Here is an 18,554-nt window from a genome sequence, read left to right as displayed (position 1 = left end):
GTTTTGGTGGGGGTGCGGAGCCCAATAGGCGCTGAATTAGTTGTTTGAGGAATTGCCAAATTTTGTTTAGCATTTGTGGTATGGGGATGGGTGGGATATTTGCTATTTTAGTCTGGTTTCAATCGAGAGCCTCTGGGGCTGAATTGTTGTTTGAAACTAAGATTGATTATAATTAATTCGCCGGACATTTTATAATATATTCCTGAAGACAGATGCAGCGATCGCTCTTGTGTAACAACTGACCCATCCTTCAGCCTAAAGAAACATCGCCTTTAGCTTGCTAATTTGTTAAGATTTATACACAGATCAGGGACAGCGGGACAGGTGCAAATTTATCAGAATTGTCAGGGAAGAACCAAGCAGACGAAGAAATTATCTGAGACAATGCTTAAAAATTTCTTGCCCTGACGCTCAAAGGCAAGCAGCTCGTGAATATCGAATTATTAACAGAAAAAGTAGAACAACTTAAACAACGTTCCAATTCTAGCAAAGGAACGATCGACCAAATCGAAAACTGGTTAATCGGTTCCCACCTTTTGCAGAGATTGCGGATTAATCCTTACTACGTCGCCGGCGATACTGTCAAGAATGTTAAAAGAATTACTTCAGAATTTCTGCACGGAGTAAAAGCCGGCACTTTTGACCTGCACTGGGACATTCACTGCCCGCACTGCAACATGATAGCAGACGAATTCAAGGATTTGCCAGACGCATCGGAAATGTCTTTTTGCCCAATGTGCGATCGCGAGTTTAACATTGATTTGCTCGATCGCGTCGAAGTTACGTTTTCCCTCAACAAAGAAATCGAAGACCCGAAACTGCGCCCCGTCTGTGCTCCCCCTCCCGTACTTCAGAACAAACTGCAACTGATAACACCTTTATGCTGCTGTGCATCCGAAATAATTATCTTAGAAAGCGGTCAATATCGGTACTGCTGTCCCCTCACCTTAGCTAAAGGGATTTTAAAAGTAGAAGGCGAAGCAACCGAAGAGATACAAGAAATTAAAATCAAGCAGTTAGCGGGGCCAGATTTTGACAAACAAGAGCTGACTGTGCGTCCGGGAAAAGTTAAAATCGAACTAACTAATACCGAACACAATTTGTCCGGGCTGATTTTGCATCCCGATGAATTGCCCGAGGAATTGACCTTAGAACAACTGCCCCTGCGACTGTCAGGAATGCAACTGCTTCACCACCCAGATTACAAGCGTTTGTTCGGCGAAGCAGCGATATCGGAAAGAGAACGAGTCAAGATTCGCGCGATTACTATTATGTTTACCGATATTACCGGTTCTACCAGAATGTACGAAACCCTTGGAGATACTAAAGCATACAATATTGTGCGCGATCATTTTGAAATTTTATTTGAGTCGGTAGAGCAATTTGGCGGCAAAGTCATTAAAACCATCGGCGATGCCCTTATGGCTTCTTTTATCAGTAACGAAGAAGCAATTATGGCGGCTGCGGCTGCTGTCGCCAGTTTCAGAAAGTACAACTCTACTCGCCCGCCTGCAGAATGGATTCGTGTTAGCGTGGGCATTCACCGAGGGACGGCTTTGCTGGTAAATCTCAATAATACGATCGACTATTTCGGCTCTACAGTCAACAAAGCGGCTCGCATTCAAAATCTTTCTAAAAGTGACGAAGTTTCGTTTTCCGAAGAAGTTTATCACGACCCAGCTTTTTTGACAGCCTTAAAAGCTACAGGTGTGTCGGAAATTCACAAACGTGTTGAAGATTTAAAGGGAATACAAGGCCCACAAATCGCTTATACGGCGAGGATTAATACGGAATCTGTTATCGCTTTGGCTGCTGAACTAATCGCTGAAAAAAACTAATTTCTGCAGGGACGAATATATTGGTTTGCCGGCTCTTTTTGGGAACCACTTAGCAATGAAAATTTAATAACTTAAGCGATTATATCGTTTCCGGTAGCATCGGAATGATTTAACCGCAGAGGGCGCAGAGAACACAGAGGAAGACAAGAGAGAGATGAATACAGAACTATGAAGCACGGATTTGATCTGACTCGATTTTATAATTCCGATGCTACCGGATTTGATATTACTTGTTACCAGGAACAGCCTGGTAACGATTAGTATGCCCTGTTTGCCCTGTTTGCCCTGTTCCCAATTCCCAATTCCCAATTCCCAATTCCCAATTCCCAATTCCCAATTCCCAATCCCCGATAGTACCTCATCTTTCTGAGAAAGGCTATATATTAGATCAAAAGTCTTTAAAATCGTCCTACGAAATTAGCAACAATTAATGCTAGTTCAATGGGTTTCACAGGCTTAGTAATATGCCTTTGAAAACCGGCCTCGATCGCCTTTTTGCGTTCGGGCTCGCTCGCATAGGCAGTCAGCGCAATGGCTGGGATTTGTCCTCCGGCTGCCTCAGCAAGAGCTCGCACTTCTCGAATCAAGAAATACCCATCTTCCTCCGGCATGGCGATATCGGAGATCAGCACGTCGTATTTGCCGGGATTTTCAGTCAAAGCAGCCATCGCACTTCTGGCAGATTCAACTGTCATAACCTCAGCCCCGTAGCTTTCGAGCACAAATTCCAATAACTCGCGCGTATCGATGCGATCGTCTACAGCTAAAATGTGCAAGCCTTCGAGAGAAGGGACGGTATCGCTAGATGCGTCGCCTGAATTTGCAGCCAATACAGTTGGTGGGAAATCGATCGCCCCTGTCAACACTTCAGCCGAGTCTGGCAAAGGCAATCTCACAGTTATTGTAGTTCCTTTTCCCTCCCCCGGACTTTCGGCGAGCACGATTCCCCCGTGCAATTGCACCAGATTGTAGACGATCGACAAACCCAATCCCAGCCCTTGATTCGTCTTAATGCTGCTAGAATCTCCTTGGCGGAAGCGATCGAAAATATGCGGTAACAACTCCGGCGCAATGCCTTTTCCCGTGTCAGTAACTCGAAGTTGAGCGCGAAGCTCGATCGGCTCCAAGGAAACTTCCACTCGTCCCTCCGGTGGAGTAAACTTAATCGCATTAGACAGGATATTCCACACAACTTGCTGCAAGCGATCGGCATCGCCTAAAACAGTTATAGAAGTCAACTCCGAAACAATTTCAATGTTTTTGGTATCCGCTGATAGTTGAACCCCGTCGAGCGCAGCTTGCACCACTAACTGCAGATCCATCGGACTGGTATCGAGAACGAGCTTGTTGCCAGTAATCCGCGAAATATCCAGGATATCTTCGATTAACTGAGCTTGCGCCAGCGCGCTCCGCTCGATCACCTCTAGAGCGCGATCCGCGACGGCTTCCTTCAGCTTCCCGCTACGCAGCAGCTTCGCCCACCCCAGGATCGGAGTCAGGGGATTGCGGAGTTCGTGGGAGAGATTCGCCAAAAATTCGTCTTTAGTGCGGTTAGCAATTTCTGCTTCTTGGCGGGCAAACTGTTCCTGTTCCAATAACTGCGATCGCTCTGTCTCAAACTGCTTGCGAGCAGTGATATCCTCCAAAGACAGCAAAATCATTAAAGCTTGGTCTTCTCGTTCAAGTTTGCAAGCATTCAGCAGCATAGTTTTGGAGCCGATATTCTCAAAGAAATGAGTCAACTCAAAGTTTTGAAGCTGAACATCGCTCACCAGAATATCTTCCAGAATCCATCGCAATTGCGGGATATTCCACTGCCCGTTTCCTAGCTCAAACAGCGAAGATTGCGCTGTTTCTGAGGATAAAACCTGAAACGTTTCATAGAACGATCGATTTGCTTTGTGCACTCGGAAATCAGCATCTAGCGTGACTAAAGGCGTTTGCACAGTTTCCACAATAGCTTCAGCGTAGTTGCGGGCCTCCTCCAAAGTTCTGGCACTGCGTTTTAGAGCATCAATATCGATCAAAACCATCACCACGCCCTCAATCTGGTTTTCCGTGGTGCGGTAAGGGCGAATGCGGAGGTTGTACCAATATCCCGACAAAGTTTTAACTTCTCGTTCTTGCGTCTGGAGAGTATCAATTACCTCCAAAATCATCTGTTCCAAGTCAGGAACATCAAGAGTCGATCGGATGTCGCTAAAGGGTCGTCCAATATCTGTGATAATCAGATTAAAAAGTTTCTGCGCCGTTGGCGTAAATCGTCTAATTTCTAAATTGTTTGCCAGCATTAAAACTGGGATATTGATACTAGCAAGCAAGTTTGTCAAATCGTTATTGACCAGGCTTTGTTCGAGATTTCGGCTGCGAAGTTCCTCGTTAGTGGTGGTGAGTTCCTCGTTAGTAGCTTGAATCTCTTCTTTAGCAGTTTCTAGTTCCTCGTTGATGCTTTGCAGTTCCTCATTGCTGGAGAGGACTTCTTCATTGGCAACTTTGAGGTCTTGGTTGAGATTTTCCTGCTCTTGGATTAGCGAGTGCAGGTGCGATCGCGCCGCAAGTTTTTCTTGGTTAGCGGCGGCAAGCGCCTGCGTCAGCCGCTCATTTTCCGGATCGGAATCACCTCGATCGCCATTTTGGGCGGTGACGGTGGAAAAGTCGCTCGCCGGGGCTAAAACTTCTTCAAACAGCACCAAAAAATAGCGTGCTGCGGTGGTGCGCGACTGGAACGGCACCACCTGAAGATTCACCGCAGACGATCGCCCGCCCCATTCAACCAATACCCTTTCTTTCCTAACAGTCGCGTTCTGCGATTGTGCCTGAGAAATTGCGGTGCGAAGCTCCACAAGCAAGCCTCCCCTTGCCATTGTCAGCAAGTTTAAGTCCGGCGTTCCGGCTACCACTCTAAAGTAAGGATCGATATCTCCCCGCACTTGCAGGATTTTCATCTGCTCGTTAACAAGCACGCTGGCTGGGGCATAGCGATTCAAAATCAGTTGGTCAGTTTCGCGATCTAAGTCAAAATTATCGATCGAATTGTCTTCATTCATTCTCTGTTCTCGAACAGCTTTAGCGACGGGATATAAACTCGGCACCAAGGAAAATGTGGGACGAGACACCGTGAAGTTTTTGGCATAAATTTTATACTTTTTATCGACAGAAGTAAACAAATATGAAAATTTTCCCGTACTTTCAGAACTGCCTAATAACAGAAAGCCTGCTGCGTTGAGACTGTAATGAAAAATCGGCATCACTTTTTTTTGCAGCGACTCTCCCAAGTAGATCAGGACATTGCGGCAGCTAACTAAATCGAGATTGGAAAAAGGCGGATCGCTGCCTAAGTCTTGTCGCGCAAATACACACAGTTCGCGGACTGCTTTGCAGATTCTATAACTACTTGCTTCTTCGATGCGAATAAAGAAGCGATCGCGGCGTTCTGGTGAAACGTCTACCATCTGGTTTTCTGAGTAGATGGCAGACCTCGCTTTGCCGATCGCCGTCTCGCTGATATCTGTAGCAAAAATCTGAATCGGGGGCGAAAGATCCCGATCGCTCAAAAACTCTAACAAGCAAATGGCGATCGAATAAACTTCTTCACCAGTGGAACATCCCGCCACCCAAATCCGAATGGGAGCGTCTGGCGATTTATTTTGGGTAATGGCGGGGAAAACCAGCTCTTTTAAATTTTCAAAGGCTTCGGGATCGCGGAAGAAACTGGTAACGTGAATCAAGATTTCTTCATACAAAGCTGTGACTTCAGCCGCATTTTGTCGCAGGTATTCGGCATAATCATCGAGGTTTTCGAGCTTGTACAATACCATCCGCCGCTGGATGCGCCTCGCGATCGTTGTGGGTTTGTAGTGGCTAAAATCAACGCCTGCGGTTGATTTTAGCAGGGCAAAAATAGTTGCCAGGGCATCTCCCGGTTCGGGCGATTCTTCAACTTTTGCTAGGGAAATTGTGGAAGTTAGAAGGCCGCTGCCGCTATAGTTTGCCAGTTCCTCGGCAATTTTTTCCGGCGGCAGAACAAAATCGACATTCCCTGTAGCGACAGCGGTATTCGGCATACTATCGAATTTTGCCGTGTCTTGACATTGAGCAAAAGTCATGCCTCCGGCTGCTTTGATTGCCTTGAGCCCTAGGGAACCGTCTCCGTCTCCCCCGGATAATACTACGGCGATCGCCTTGTGGCCGCGATCGGTCGCCAATGAGGTAAAAAACGCATCTCCCGGCATATATTTGCCATAAATCTTCTCGCGCGGGGATAGTTGCAGCACGCCTTTACACAGCACCATCTTGGTGTTGGGCGGAATGATGTAGACTTGATTCGGCTCTACAGCCATGCCGTCTTTTACCTCACTAACAGGCATTTTCGTCTGTCTGGCGAGAATCTCGGTTAGCAGACTTTTGTGATCCGGGGCTAAATGCTGAATCAGCACAAACGCCATACCCGTATCTACCGGCAAATGGCTGAGTAACCCCGTGAATGCTTCGAGCCCTCCTGCTGAGGCGGCAATCCCGACAATGGGAAAGGGGGCTTCAGTTTCGGCTAATTGTTGGCTGTCGAGGGCGGCTGGGGCGATCGATTCTGCTGGTTTAATTTCAGGGGAAGATTCATTAGAAGTCATAATTTGAATTCCTCGACTTCAGCTAATCAGTAGCATACTTTTGTAAGCCGACCACTGAGTAATTTGTACTATTTTTATTTTAACTTAAATTGTCGGTATTCTCCCTATTTCTTAAGGATTGAGGAGGTATTTATAACTATTAGATATAGCGGTTATCAGAACAAGCGGGTAGGAAGCATCTCAGTTTTGTATTTGAGCGCGCGATCGTCCCCGCTCGCGAGTAAAATACGCGAGCGTGTACGCTCGCATTATAATAAAAAAAATACTTCTTGCAAAACACAAATGCTCCCGATCCGGTATGCAGATACTCTGTACGGTCGAGCTTTTCATGTCAAAATTAATACCTAACTTTTTTGATTAAGGCTATATTTCCAAAACTTCTAATTTTTGATATATATTAGATCGTTTCCGGTTGCATTGGAATAATAAAATCGAGTCAACAGTCAACAGTCAACAGTTAACAATCACCTAACGGTACAAATAGATATAAACCCGGTTTCTAAGATTTACGCAAGGAGGAGAAACCGGGTTTCTTAGAGTTTTTGATTGGGTGACGATAAATATAGATAGAAACCAGGTTTCTGAGATTTACGCAGGGGAGAGAAACCCGGTTTCTTAGAGTTTTTGGTTGGGTGACGATAAATATAGATAGAAACCAGGTTTCTGAGATTTACGCAGGGGAGAGAAACCCGGTTTCTACGACTTTTTGGTTGGGTGACAATAAATATAGATAGAAACCAGGTTTCTGAGATTTACGCAGAATAGATATCTCGCTCTCGATCGCACAATTAATTCCCACGATTTACCGCAACCGACCACAATTTATGTCATAGTTGTAAGGAAAAACTTATTAAAGTCCAATAGCCCTACCTTCCCAAGTGGGCGATAAAAGCTTAAAATAGGGTGTTCTGAACAGAAAGTAGGGGGTATGCGAGCAGGTTCTCAGCCCGAACGATGGGACAACCAAATAGGCCCTAGGGGGGATAGCATTTAAGCGATTTCGTGCGTAGTTTCTGAATATGGCAGCCGCCGACGAAAGTATACAAAAAACACGATTTTTTAAGTATTTGGGCCCAATTCCTACCATCGCTCTAACAGGGTACCTAATCCCTAAGATTGTTTCACAATTTTAGCAACTCAAACTGCTATAAATTAACCTCGATTATATTTTTTCAAGCTGATCAGATTAATTAGCTGCTAATCGGCGGTACTTAAATGAACTTAATTAACGAAAATACATGGGGATCGATCGCCCCAAGTGCGATCGACTTAGAACTCGAAGCTAAAACCGATGCCCCTTTTCCGATCGTCGGAATTGTGGCCTCTGCAGGAGGGTTGGAAGCATTCATCCAGTTGCTGATCCACTTACCCGCAGATACCGGCATGGCATTTGTGCTGATCCAGCACCTAGCGCCGGATCGCCACAGTTTGCTGGGCGAAATTCTTGCCAGAACCACGCAAATGCCCGTGCGCGAGGTGGAAGACGGCATCGCCGCAGAACCGAACCATGTCTACATCATTCCGCCGAATACCAAGCTGCGGCTGCAGGAAGGAAGGCTGAGACTGATGCCGAGGGAAAAGATTTTTGGCAAATATATGCCGGGAGATGCGTTTTTCGAGTCCTTAGCACTCGATTGGGGACAAAAAGCCATCGCCGTAGTTTTATCGGGAGCCGATGGAGACGGCGCTCTGGGGCTGATCGCCATCAAAGCAGCCGGAGGCGTGACTTTTGCTCAATGCGAAGCAACCGCAAAATTTGACAGTATGCCCAGTACCGCCGTCGCTACAGGCAGTGTAGACTTCATTCTGCCGCCTGAAGCAATTGCGCGGGAACTGGCAAATCTCAGCCACCACGCCTTTCTCGCCCTGCCGCTTCCCGTGGTTAACACTGAGGAATTTCCCGAACCTGGATCGGCCCTGGCGACGATTTTTGCGCTGCTCCAATCCAGTACAGGCGTTGACTTCAGCCACTACAAACCGGCCACCCTGAACCGGCGGATGCAGCGGCGGATGCTGCTGTACAAGCTGGAACGAGTGGAAGATTACGCTCAATATTTGCTGGATCATCCGGCGGAAGTCAGAGCTTTGTATGAAGAAATCCTGATCCACGTCACGAGTTTTTTCCGCGACTTAGAAGTTTTTCAACGCTTAAAAGAACAAGTTTTTCGCACAATTACCCAAAATAAATCAACAGAGGCTCCGGTGCGGATTTGGGTGGCTGGATGTTCGACTGGTGAAGAAGTTTATTCGATCGCCATTTGCTTGTTAGAGTATTTGGGCGATCGGGATCTTTCGCTGCCGATCCAAATTTTTGCCACAGATATCAGCGAAGGGGCGATCGGCAAAGCTCGGTCTGGTTTATACACAGAAAACCAGATGTTAGGCGTTTCACCAGAGAGACGCACTCGCTTCTTTGTCTCCGTAGAAGGAGACCGATATCGCATCAGCAAAGCAGTCCGCGAACTGTGCGTATTCGCCCGACAAAACTTAGGCATCGACCCGCCTTTTTCTAATCTCGATTTGATTAGCTGCCGCAATGTACTGATTTATTTAGCAGAACCTTTACAAAAACGAGTTTTATCGATTTTTCATTACAGTCTCAACCCAACAGGCTTCTTGATGCTCGGCACTTCCGAAAGTACGGGGAAATCTTCGGACTTATTTAATTTAGCCGACGGCCAGTCGAAAATTTATGCCAAAAAGTTAACGGCGACTCGTCCCCGACTGTCCTTTGCAACAAGTTTCTCTCCCCTCAACCAAATAGAAAACCCCCAGCCGATGAATCCAAATTTTGCCAACAGCTTTGACTTGGGACGCGAAACAGACCAATTAATTTTAAATCGCTGTGCTTTTGTGGGGGCGGTGGTCAACGACCAGATGGACATTGTGCAACTGCGGGGAAATACCAATCGCTATTTGAAATTAACACCCGGAACGCCGAGTTTAAATTTGTTTGCAATGGCGGTTTCAGGATTGTCTCTGGAACTTCGCACGGCTATTTATCAAGCGCAAACTCAAAACGTGACGGTGAGAAAAGAACGGGTGAGGCTGGAAGAGGGCGAATTCACAAATTTTGTTAATTTTGAGGTGATTCCGTTCCAACCTGCGATCGCGGAAATGCGCTATTTTTTGTTAGTGTTTGAAGAAGCTTTACCCCCAGCGCTCGACCTAGCTGACGTAAATTTTGACAGCCTAGAACCAAACGATTTGGAGCGGGAAATAGTGCGGCTCAGACAGGAACTGGGCACCGCCAACCAAGACAAAACTGTGGCTCAATTGCACCTGCAAGCGGTGATAGAGGAGCAAGAAAATCTCAATCAAGACTTGAGAGTTGCTAACGAAGAAATTATTTCGAGCAATGAAGAACTGCAAAGCATTAACGAAGAACTAGAAACTGCCAAGGAAGAAATTCAGGCGACTAATGAAGAACTGATTACCACTGTTGAGGAACTTCGCACTCGAAATCTAGATTTGCAGCAGGTTAATAACGATGTAACTAATTTGCTGGCAAGTATCAGTATTCCTATTTTAATGCTGGCAAACGATTTGCGGATTCGCAGCTTTACGCCGATGGCGCAGCGGCTGTTCAATCTGATTTCTACGGATGTCGGGCGCCCGTTTAGCGACATCCGAGCCAATCTGGAAATTCCCAATTTAGAAGCGATGATTTGGGAAGTGCTCGATACTCTCAATACCAAAGAACAAGAAGTGCAAACTGCATTGGGACATTGGTACGCCCTCCGCATTCGTCCTTACCGTACAGCGGAAAACCAGATTGAGGGTGTGGTGATGGTTTTGATTGATATTGACGATCTCAAACGCAGTGCTGCAACCCTAGAAACAGCCCGCAACTATGCAGAAACAATTGTGGAAAGTGTGCCAACTCCTTTAATCGTGCTGGATGCTAGTTTCCGAGTGAATACCGCTAATCGATCGTTCTACGAAACGTTTAAAGTTTCATCTTCAGAAACCGCCCAAACTTGTTTGTTTGAAATTGCTGACGGGCAGTGGAATATCTCGCAACTGCGAGGTATGTTGCAAGATATTCTGCTTAATAATGTGGAAGTTGAAAATTTTGAGGTGGAGCAGGTTTTTGAGCGGCTAGGGCCGAAAACTGTGCTGCTAAATGCTTGTAAAGTTGAGCCAGAAGAGAGGGTTTCGATGATTCTGCTGTCGGTGGAGGATATAACCGATCGCAAGCAGTTTGAGACAGAGCGATCGCAGTTATTGGAGCAGGAAAAGTTAGCCCGCCAACAAGCAGAAATTGCTAACAGAGCTAAGGATGAATTTCTGGCGAATCTCTCCCACGAGCTCCGCAATCCCCTGACTCCGATTCTAGCGTGGGCGCAAATACTCCGCACCGGAAACTTGAAAGAAGCAGCCACCGATCGCGCCCTAGATGTGATCGAGCGCAGCGCTATGACGCAAGCTCAGTTAATCGAAGATATTATTGATATTTCGCGGATTACCAACGGTAAGCTTCAACTCAATATTAGTTCGATCGATCTGGCTTCTGTGGTGCAAGCTGCGATCGATGGGCTGCAATTATCAGCGGAGGCCAAAAACCTTGAAATTGTTTCGCAGTTGACTTCTGTAACTGTCTTGGGCGATGCCGATCGCTTGCAACAAGTTGTGTGGAATATCTTGTCTAATGCGATTAAGTTTACTCCACCGGGGGGACGAGTGGAAGTTGCTTTACAGCCGATCGACGATCGCGCTCAAATTCAAGTCACCGACACGGGAAAAGGGATGGCGCCGGAGTTGTTGCCGCATATTTTCGATCGCTTCCGCCAAGGAGATTCTAGCACGACTAAGAAAAATCAAGGTCTGGGATTGGGTTTGTCGATCGTCTACCATCTCGTGGAATTGCACGGGGGAAGGGTGCAAGCCGATAGTCCGGGGCAGGGAAAAGGTACTACAATAACTGTGAGATTGCCTTTGCGAGGCTCGCCTGAAGATATTGCACAGCTAAACGCTTTAGAGTCGGCTGCACTGTCAGAGCCTGCGAACATTTTAGGCGATCGTGTCCCTTCTTTAGAAAATTTGCAGGTTTTAGTTGTCGATGATGAAGCTGATACCCGCGAGCTCTTAAAATTTGTGCTTGAAAGCTACGGCGCGGAGGTATTGACGACGGAATCTGTCACAGCGGCGATGGCTGCTTTGACGGAAAATCCCGGCAGATATGACGTGCTGATTTCGGATTTGGGAATGCCAGGAGAAAACGGATATTCTTTAATTCGGCAAGTGCGAGCTCTGGCTGCAGCAGCCGGAGGACAAATCCCCGCCGCGGCGCTGACTGCGTATGCGAGCGAGCAAGAGCGCGAAAGGGCGATCGCAGCGGGTTTTCAAACACATATTGCTAAGCCTGTGAAGCCAGTTCAAATAGCATTAATAGTGGCAAATTTAGCCGGAAGATTTTAAGCAATATGGAGATTAGATTCGGCGGTTTTAACCGCCGTCTAATCTTTTTTTTCTTCAGTCCGCGGAGGCGGACATCGTTTGTGTAGACGCGGTTTCAACCGCCGTCTAATCTCGGACATCGTTTGTGTAGACGCGGTTTCAACCGCCATCTTATCTAAAAACAATTGCCAAAAAGAGCACAAGATGAGACAATACAAAAAAATATAGAAATTTCGGAGTTATGATTCTTGGTAAGTATTAAATGTCGGGATATTACCTTCTCAAATATTCAAGCCATAATCTTTGACAAAGACGGCACTCTAGAGGATTCTCAGGAGTTTTTGAGACTTTTGGGGCTTAAGCGATCGCGCCTCGCAGATGCTCAAATTCCCGGCGTTGGAGAGCCTTTACAAATGGCTTTCGGCATCGAAAGCGGCAGCATTGATCCCACGGGTTTGCTAGCAGTCGGCAGTCGCAGAGAAAATGAGATTGTCACAGCGGGATACATTGCGGAAACTGGCAGGGGATGGTTGGAATCTTTAACTATTGCGGGCCGCGCTTTTAATGAAGCGGACGAAATGTTTAAAAATGCGTCATCTTCTCCGATGTTTGTCGGCAGTTTGGAAGTGCTGAAATATCTTTCCGAAGCTGGTTTAAAGCTGGGAATTTTGTCTGCTGCTACGACGGCGGCGGTGCAGAAATTTGTGAAAACTCATGAATTAAGCGATTGGATTCAGTTAGAAATGGGTGTGGATTCGACGGAACTTAATAAACCCAATCCGAGATTGTTTTTGCAAGCTTGCGAACAACTGGGAGTAAATCCTGCAGCGACTTTGATGGTGGGAGATTCAACGGGTGATATTCAGATGGGTCAGAATGCGGGGGCGGCTGGCTGTATCGGGATTTGTTGGGGAAATGCCGAGGTTAGTCATTTGGAAAAGGCTGATGTGGCGATCGCATCTTTGGATGAAATCATAATTGTAGCAGAGTAGGGAAACGGCATTGCCGTCTCCTCCAAATCAGGCCGATGGTAGGGAAACGGCATTGGCGTTTCCCTACAAACAACGCAAACCGAGAATTACGATATCCCTTTCAACGCCATCAAGTTCGGTGACTTGCGGCAGATATCCCCACTGCTGAAAGCCAAATTTCTCGAACAATCTTAAACTCGGCTGATTGTGGGCAAAAATCAGGCCTATCAGGTTTTTAATTTGGAATTCGGGACTCCGCAGGATTGCCGATTGCAATAATTTTTGTCCAATTCCGCAGCGTTGGCGATCGGGCGAGACGTAGAGGCTAACTTCTGCTGTATGCTGATAGGCGGCGCGTCCGTAGAAAAGCTGAAAACTCAGCCACCCCACAATATTTTGTTCTGATTCCATTACCCAAATCGGCCAGGTATTGGGAGAATGTTCTCTGTACCACGCGAGGCGACTTTCTACTGAAACTGGTTCTAAATCTGCTGTGGACATTCTGCCCGGTATTGCTGCGTTATATATTTGAACAATTGCTGCTAAATCGCTTTCTACTGCGGATCTGATTTTCATGGTTTGGTTGACTGTTAGGTGTTAGCTGTTAGTTGTTAGTTGTTAGTTGTTAGTTGTTAGTTGTTAGTTGTTAGTTGTTATAGCAATCCTAAATCATTTGTTAATTTCTTACTCCCTCCCCGAACTCGCGGAGAGGGTTGGGGTGGGGTAAAAATATTTACGACTCCTGCAAGGATTGCTATAGGTGTTAGTTGTTAGTTGTTAGTTGTTAGGCGTTAGCTGTTAGCTGTTAGCTGTTAGTTGTTAGGCGTTAATTGTTAGTTGTTAGCTGTTAGCTGTTAGCTGTTAACCAATAACCAATAACCAATAACCAATAACCAATAACCAATAACTAATAACTAATAACAAACAACTAATAACAGTCAACTGCTGTACAGTTCCATAATATCGCTAACTGCCATCCGCGAATTTGCTCCTAAATTCAGCGGTGATGTGTGTCCTCGCTGCAAGTGTTCTGCTGCGGCACAGCCGATCATTGCTGCGTTGTCTGTACAATATTTTAATGGGGGAAACAATACTCGCAATTTGTGTTTGGTTGCTGCTGTTTGTAAGTGTTTTCGCAGTCCGCTGTTTGCTGCAACTCCGCCGCCTACTACAATAGTGCTGAGCCCGAAATCTAGCGCGCAGCCGATCGCTCTTTTTGTTAAACTCTTAGCTACTGTTTCCTGAAAACTCGCCGCAATATCATTAATTGTAGAGTCAGCTAAAATGCCTTCGCCACCGGTATTAATATCTTGTTTTTTAAGTTTCTGCACTAATTGCAAAACTGCTGTTTTCAACCCGCTAAAGCTACTATCGTAGGGATGGTAGCCGCCTCCCGGCATCGAAATTCTGCCTTCTGGTAGGGGGTATGCTTGGGGATTGCCAAGGGCTGCTAATTTGTCAATTACCGGCCCGCCTGGATATCCTAGCTGCAAGAGTCGGGCGACTTTATCAAAAGCTTCACCGGCTGCATCGTCGCGTGTTTGTCCTACTGTTTCGTAAACGCCGCAATCTTTGACGTAAATCAAGCTGGTGTGTCCCCCGGAAACTAACAAGCACAAAAATGGTGGCTGCAAGTCGGGTTCGGTAAGGTAAGAAGCGTAGATGTGTCCTTCGAGGTGGTGGACACCTAAAAAAGGTTTTTGGTGGACTATTGCTAAGGTTTTGGCTGCTGTGAGCCCGACTAACAATGCACCTACTAAACCGGGTGCACAAGTGGCTGCAATGCCGTCAATTTCTGACCAACTCAGGTTGGCTTCACTCAAACACTGGGCAATTACCTGATTTAGCATTTCTAGGTGACTGCGCGAAGCTACTTCGGGTACTACTCCACCATACTGCTGGTGGATTTTAATTTGTGATGCTACAACATTGCTGCAAACTTGACGATTCTTAACAATTGCTGCTGCTGTTTCGTCACAACTTGTTTCGATCGCGAAAATGGTTGCCATTAACTGGTAATTTTATTTGATAGGTTAGCTATTGCTAGCTTAACTAATTCGGCGCAACTCCCCCGCTATACTTGTACTCAGGTTATAGCTCCTAGGAGCATCTGCCTGTCCTGTGGACAGATGCGGGCGATCGAGAAGTGATGCAAGCTGTGAAATATCCTTGCGGTATTGCTAGCTCTCACGCTGACTGATAAAATGCGAATCCCTGATTGTATTAGGTTTTCCCGCATCAATGATGGAGATTTTACACTCTCAGCAAGTGCGGTAATCTAGATTCGCGATCGGCAAGTTGAAATGCTTGTAAAAAAACTTATTGTTTTGTAACAAAGGGAAACAATTTCATGCGACGATTGTTTGCTGCAATTTTAGTGGTTAGTCTGTGGTTCAGTTTTGCTCCAGTTGCTTCGGCTTACAATTTAGTGCCGTGCAAAGACTCTCCCGCATTCCAAGAACTTGCTAAAAATGCGCGTTCTACAAATGGCGACCCAGCATCTGCGAAAGCGCGATTCGAGCGTTATTCTGCCGAGATGTGCGGCCCGGAAGGATACCCGCACTTAATCGTAGACGGCAATTTGAGTTTCGCTGGCGACTTTTTGATTCCCAGCGTCCTGTTCTTGTATATTGCTGGTTGGATTGGTTGGGTGGGCCGCGCTTACCTGCAAGCAGCCAAAAAATCATCAACTCCCGAGGAAAAAGAGATTATTATCGACGTTCCTTTGGCAATTAGCTGTATGCTGAGCGGTGTTTTGTGGCCTCTGGCGGCTGTCAAAGAAATCACCACCGGTGAAATGTTTGCTAAGGACGACGAAATTACTGTTTCCCCCCGCTAAAATTGGGAAATGGATCGGCGCTAATAGCTAGTAGTTAACCAATTGCACTGCAAATTAGCGCAATTAGCGGTAGACCGACAATTACCACCTGTCTCAAATTTTCAGGAGCAGAATTCATGCAATATTTTGTCAAGTTTCTTTCGACAGCACCAGTATTGGCAATCCTCTGGATCTCAATTCAAGCTGCGGGTTTGATTGAATTTAACCGCTTTTTCCCAGACTTGCTTTTCCATCCGCTACCGTAAGATTTGAGCGAAATTAGATCGCCAAACCTAGGGGAAAATAGTTGAGAGTTTTGAGTTTTGAGTTTTGAATTAAATGTGAATTGAAATTTCAAACATCAAAACTCTCAAAGCCGGTTGGTTGAAGGCCACCCGCGCGGGGAAAATCTCCGGCTTGGTAAAAAGTATTTTTTGTTTGAGTGCGAGGTGTTGCGGCCCAGATTTAGACTCGCCAGCGGGGAAAACTCGCCAGCGGGGAAAACTCAGGATTGCAACACCTCACACTACAAAAGCACTCCGAAGAGAGGCTTCCCCCGCGCCAGTGGGAAAAAGCCAAAATTTTCAACTAGAGCGGTTCGATCGCGTGGTGAGGTATGCTTAGGCCCTATGCCGCATAGTACCTCATCTTTCCCTTGAAAGGCTATATCTAGTTACCACATTAGTTTCTCAAGTTTCTGATGACTAATGACTGATGACTGATGACTATTGACTAATGACTATTGACTATTGACTAATATTGTGAATCGATGAAGTCTTATCTCGCCGCAGCAATTCAAATGACTAGCTTGCCTGACCTGGAAAAAAATTTGGTTCAGGCAGAGGAATTAATCGACCTAGCAGTACGTCGGGGTGCGGAATTAATTTCCTTACCAGAAAATTTCTCCTTTATGGGAGAAGAAGAGGATAAAATTGCTCAAGCAGAGGCGATCGGACTCCAAAGCGAAAAATTCCTCAAAACTATGGCCCTGCGCTTCCAGGTAACGATTCTGGGTGGCGGGTTTCCGGTGCCGACCGAGAGCGGGAAGGTATACAATACTTGTTTGCTGGTAGACCCAAACGGCAAGGAGTTGGCAAGGTACAAAAAAGTACATTTATTTGATGTGAATGTACCAGACGGCATTACTTACAGGGAATCAAACACGGTGAAAGCTGGTGAAGATTGGCCGCAGGTTTATGTGTCGCCGGAGTTGGGGACGCTGGGACTTTCTGTGTGCTATGACGTGCGGTTCCCGGAAATGTACAGGTATTTGTCGCAAAAGGGTGCTGATGTTTTGTTCGTGCCGGCCGCTTTTACGGCTTACACGGGTAAGGATCACTGGAAGGTTTTGCTGCAAGCTAGGGCGATCGAAAATACTTGTTACGCGATCGCCCCGGCACAGACTGGACGCCACTACGGCCGCCGTCAAACTCACGGTCACGCGATGATTGTAGACCCTTGGGGTGTGGTTTTGGCGGACGCGGGAGAAGAACCGGGTGTGGCGATTGCAGAGATTAATCCCGATCGGCTAGAACAAGTCCGCCGCCAAATGCCATCGCTGCAACACCGGGTTTTTCTGTAAAGGATTTTTGAGATCCAATGGGTCTCAAAATTTCGGTTTCCGTCAGGGAAAAAGCCTAAATAATTTTGAGCCAAACATATTGTTTAATGAAGGTTCAATGACCGTGCAGTTCTGCTAAAAGGAGAATTGGCGAAAGTAGAATTGCACGAAATGCGTCTTTTTTGGAGAAATGAAACACACTCTTTCGGTTTTAGTTGAAGATGAAGCGGGTGTCCTCACTCGAATTGCTGGTTTGTTTGCCCGTCGGGGTTTTAATATTGAAAGTCTGGCCGTCGGCCCGGCGGAGCAAGTGGGAGTGTCTCGGATTACGATGGTTGTACCGGGAGACGATCGGGTGATCGAACAGTTGACCAAGCAACTGTACAAGTTGATTAATGTGCTCAAAGTTCAGGATATAACGGAAACTCCCTGTGTGGAACGGGAGTTGATGTTGCTGAAAGTTAATGCCGCTAGCGGGACGCGATCGGAGATCATTGAGTTAGCTCAGATTTTTAGAGCGCGAGTGGTGGATATTGGTGATGATACGCTGACTTTGGAAGTTGTCGGAGATCCGGGTAAAATGGTGGCGATCGTCCAAGTTCTGAATAAATTTGGGATTAAGGAAATTGCTCGGACTGGAAAAATTGCCCTGACGCGGGAGTCGGGGGTAAATACGGAGTTTCTCAAGTCTTTGGAAGCGAAAGTTTAAGCAGTCAAGCCTGAAGATAGGAGATGTAACGGATCTAATATCAAATCCGGTAGCATCGGAATTATATAGTGCTGTCCCCCCCGAGCGAAGTCGATGTTCGGGGGGACAGCACTATCAATAATTTACATATTTGACACTCTCCAAAAGGTGAGAAGTCAGTCGATTTTAGATTGAGGGATTTTAGATTTTAGATTGAGAAGTCAGTCGATTTTAGATTTTAGATTGGGGGAGTCAGGGATTGAGAGATAGATCTGTCAATACCTCATCTTGTTGACACTCAAGCGGGCTAAAGCCACGCTCGATTCTGCTGACAGAATAACTTTAGTTATTACTAAAGTCTGATTCTCGCTACGCTAGCCAAACAACGTCTACTTAGTCACCCAAATCAAGTTTAGGTTTTTAGCTACTTTTGTCGTTTTAAAGTTTTCTGAACCATCACGCTTGCCAAAATACGGTACGCTCAACAACCTGCTGTTATTTGCCCTTTACTGTCATACTGTCATCAAACTTGCGCTCAACCGTTGTTTCCAGGGGCGGGAATTTCTCCGTACTAGGATGTCTCAACACGTAGATGTTTGTTCTTACTTACTTGTCGAACATAATACAATATCTCAATAACAATAGCAACAAGA

At 46.2% G+C, this 18,554-nt stretch carries 11 protein-coding genes; 8 read left to right on the top strand and 3 right to left on the bottom strand.

Annotated elements, in window-relative coordinates; genetic code table 11:
* Nucleotides 1-428: 428 nt before the first annotated feature.
* The gene (locus IQ263_RS01330) at nt 429-1,838 is read left to right on the top strand and encodes an adenylate/guanylate cyclase domain-containing protein (protein WP_194065805.1); all 1,410 of its coding nucleotides are present in this window, start codon (nt 429-431) and stop codon (nt 1,836-1,838) included.
* Between the two features lie 398 nt (nt 1,839-2,236).
* On the opposite strand, the gene IQ263_RS01325 is transcribed toward IQ263_RS01330, so the two are convergent.
* Nucleotides 2,237-6,463, bottom strand: a complete 4,227-nt coding sequence (locus IQ263_RS01325; RefSeq protein WP_194065804.1) for a chemotaxis protein CheB — start codon at nt 6,461-6,463, stop codon at nt 2,237-2,239.
* A gap of 1,215 nt (nt 6,464-7,678) precedes the next feature.
* Here IQ263_RS01325 and IQ263_RS01320 point away from each other — a divergent pair.
* Nucleotides 7,679-11,884: a CheR family methyltransferase gene (locus IQ263_RS01320; RefSeq protein ID WP_194065803.1), complete on the top strand. Its 4,206-nt coding sequence runs from the start codon at nt 7,679-7,681 to the stop codon at nt 11,882-11,884.
* A gap of 227 nt (nt 11,885-12,111) precedes the next feature.
* Nucleotides 12,112-12,855, top strand: coding sequence for an HAD family hydrolase (locus tag IQ263_RS01315; RefSeq protein WP_194065802.1), 744 nt, complete (start codon nt 12,112-12,114; stop codon nt 12,853-12,855).
* A gap of 63 nt (nt 12,856-12,918) precedes the next feature.
* Here IQ263_RS01315 and IQ263_RS01310 read toward each other — a convergent pair whose 3' ends face one another.
* Both IQ263_RS01310 and tsaD read right to left on the bottom strand, forming a co-directional pair.
* On the bottom strand, nt 12,919-13,410 hold the full coding sequence (locus tag IQ263_RS01310; protein WP_194065801.1) for a GNAT family N-acetyltransferase: 492 nt from the start codon (nt 13,408-13,410) through the stop codon (nt 12,919-12,921).
* Nucleotides 13,411-13,772: 362 nt separating this feature from the next.
* Nucleotides 13,773-14,843 (bottom strand): tRNA (adenosine(37)-N6)-threonylcarbamoyltransferase complex transferase subunit TsaD, encoded by a 1,071-nt coding sequence (tsaD, locus tag IQ263_RS01305; RefSeq protein WP_194065800.1) that lies wholly within the window; start codon nt 14,841-14,843, stop codon nt 13,773-13,775.
* Between the two features lie 341 nt (nt 14,844-15,184).
* Here tsaD and IQ263_RS01300 point away from each other — a divergent pair, with 341 nt between their 5' ends.
* The 5 genes from IQ263_RS01300 to ilvN all read left to right on the top strand — a co-directional run bounded on the left by IQ263_RS01300 (nt 15,185) and on the right by ilvN (nt 17,922).
* Complete coding sequence (locus tag IQ263_RS01300) at nt 15,185-15,673, top strand: Photosystem I reaction center subunit III (RefSeq protein WP_194012451.1); 489 nt, start codon at nt 15,185-15,187, stop codon at nt 15,671-15,673.
* A gap of 116 nt (nt 15,674-15,789) precedes the next feature.
* Nucleotides 15,790-15,918 (top strand): photosystem I reaction center subunit IX, encoded by a 129-nt coding sequence (psaJ, locus tag IQ263_RS01295; protein ID WP_193971956.1) that lies wholly within the window; start codon nt 15,790-15,792, stop codon nt 15,916-15,918.
* Nucleotides 15,919-16,036: 118 nt separating this feature from the next.
* Nucleotides 16,037-16,276: a hypothetical protein gene (locus tag IQ263_RS01290; protein ID WP_194065799.1), complete on the top strand. Its 240-nt coding sequence runs from the start codon at nt 16,037-16,039 to the stop codon at nt 16,274-16,276.
* 145 nt (nt 16,277-16,421) lie between these two features.
* Nucleotides 16,422-17,234 (top strand): carbon-nitrogen hydrolase family protein, encoded by an 813-nt coding sequence (locus IQ263_RS01285; RefSeq protein WP_194065798.1) that lies wholly within the window; start codon nt 16,422-16,424, stop codon nt 17,232-17,234.
* Between the two features lie 169 nt (nt 17,235-17,403).
* Nucleotides 17,404-17,922 carry an acetolactate synthase small subunit gene (gene ilvN, locus IQ263_RS01280; protein WP_194012453.1) on the top strand — a complete coding sequence of 173 codons (519 nt, stop codon included), beginning with the start codon at nt 17,404-17,406 and terminating at the stop codon, nt 17,920-17,922.
* Nucleotides 17,923-18,554: the final 632 nt, after the last annotated feature.

The sequence above is a fragment of the Tychonema sp. LEGE 06208 genome (assembly GCF_015207505.1).
Classification (GTDB): Bacteria; Cyanobacteriota; Cyanobacteriia; order Cyanobacteriales; family Microcoleaceae; genus Microcoleus.
This window is presented reverse-complemented; position numbering and strand designations above follow the sequence as displayed.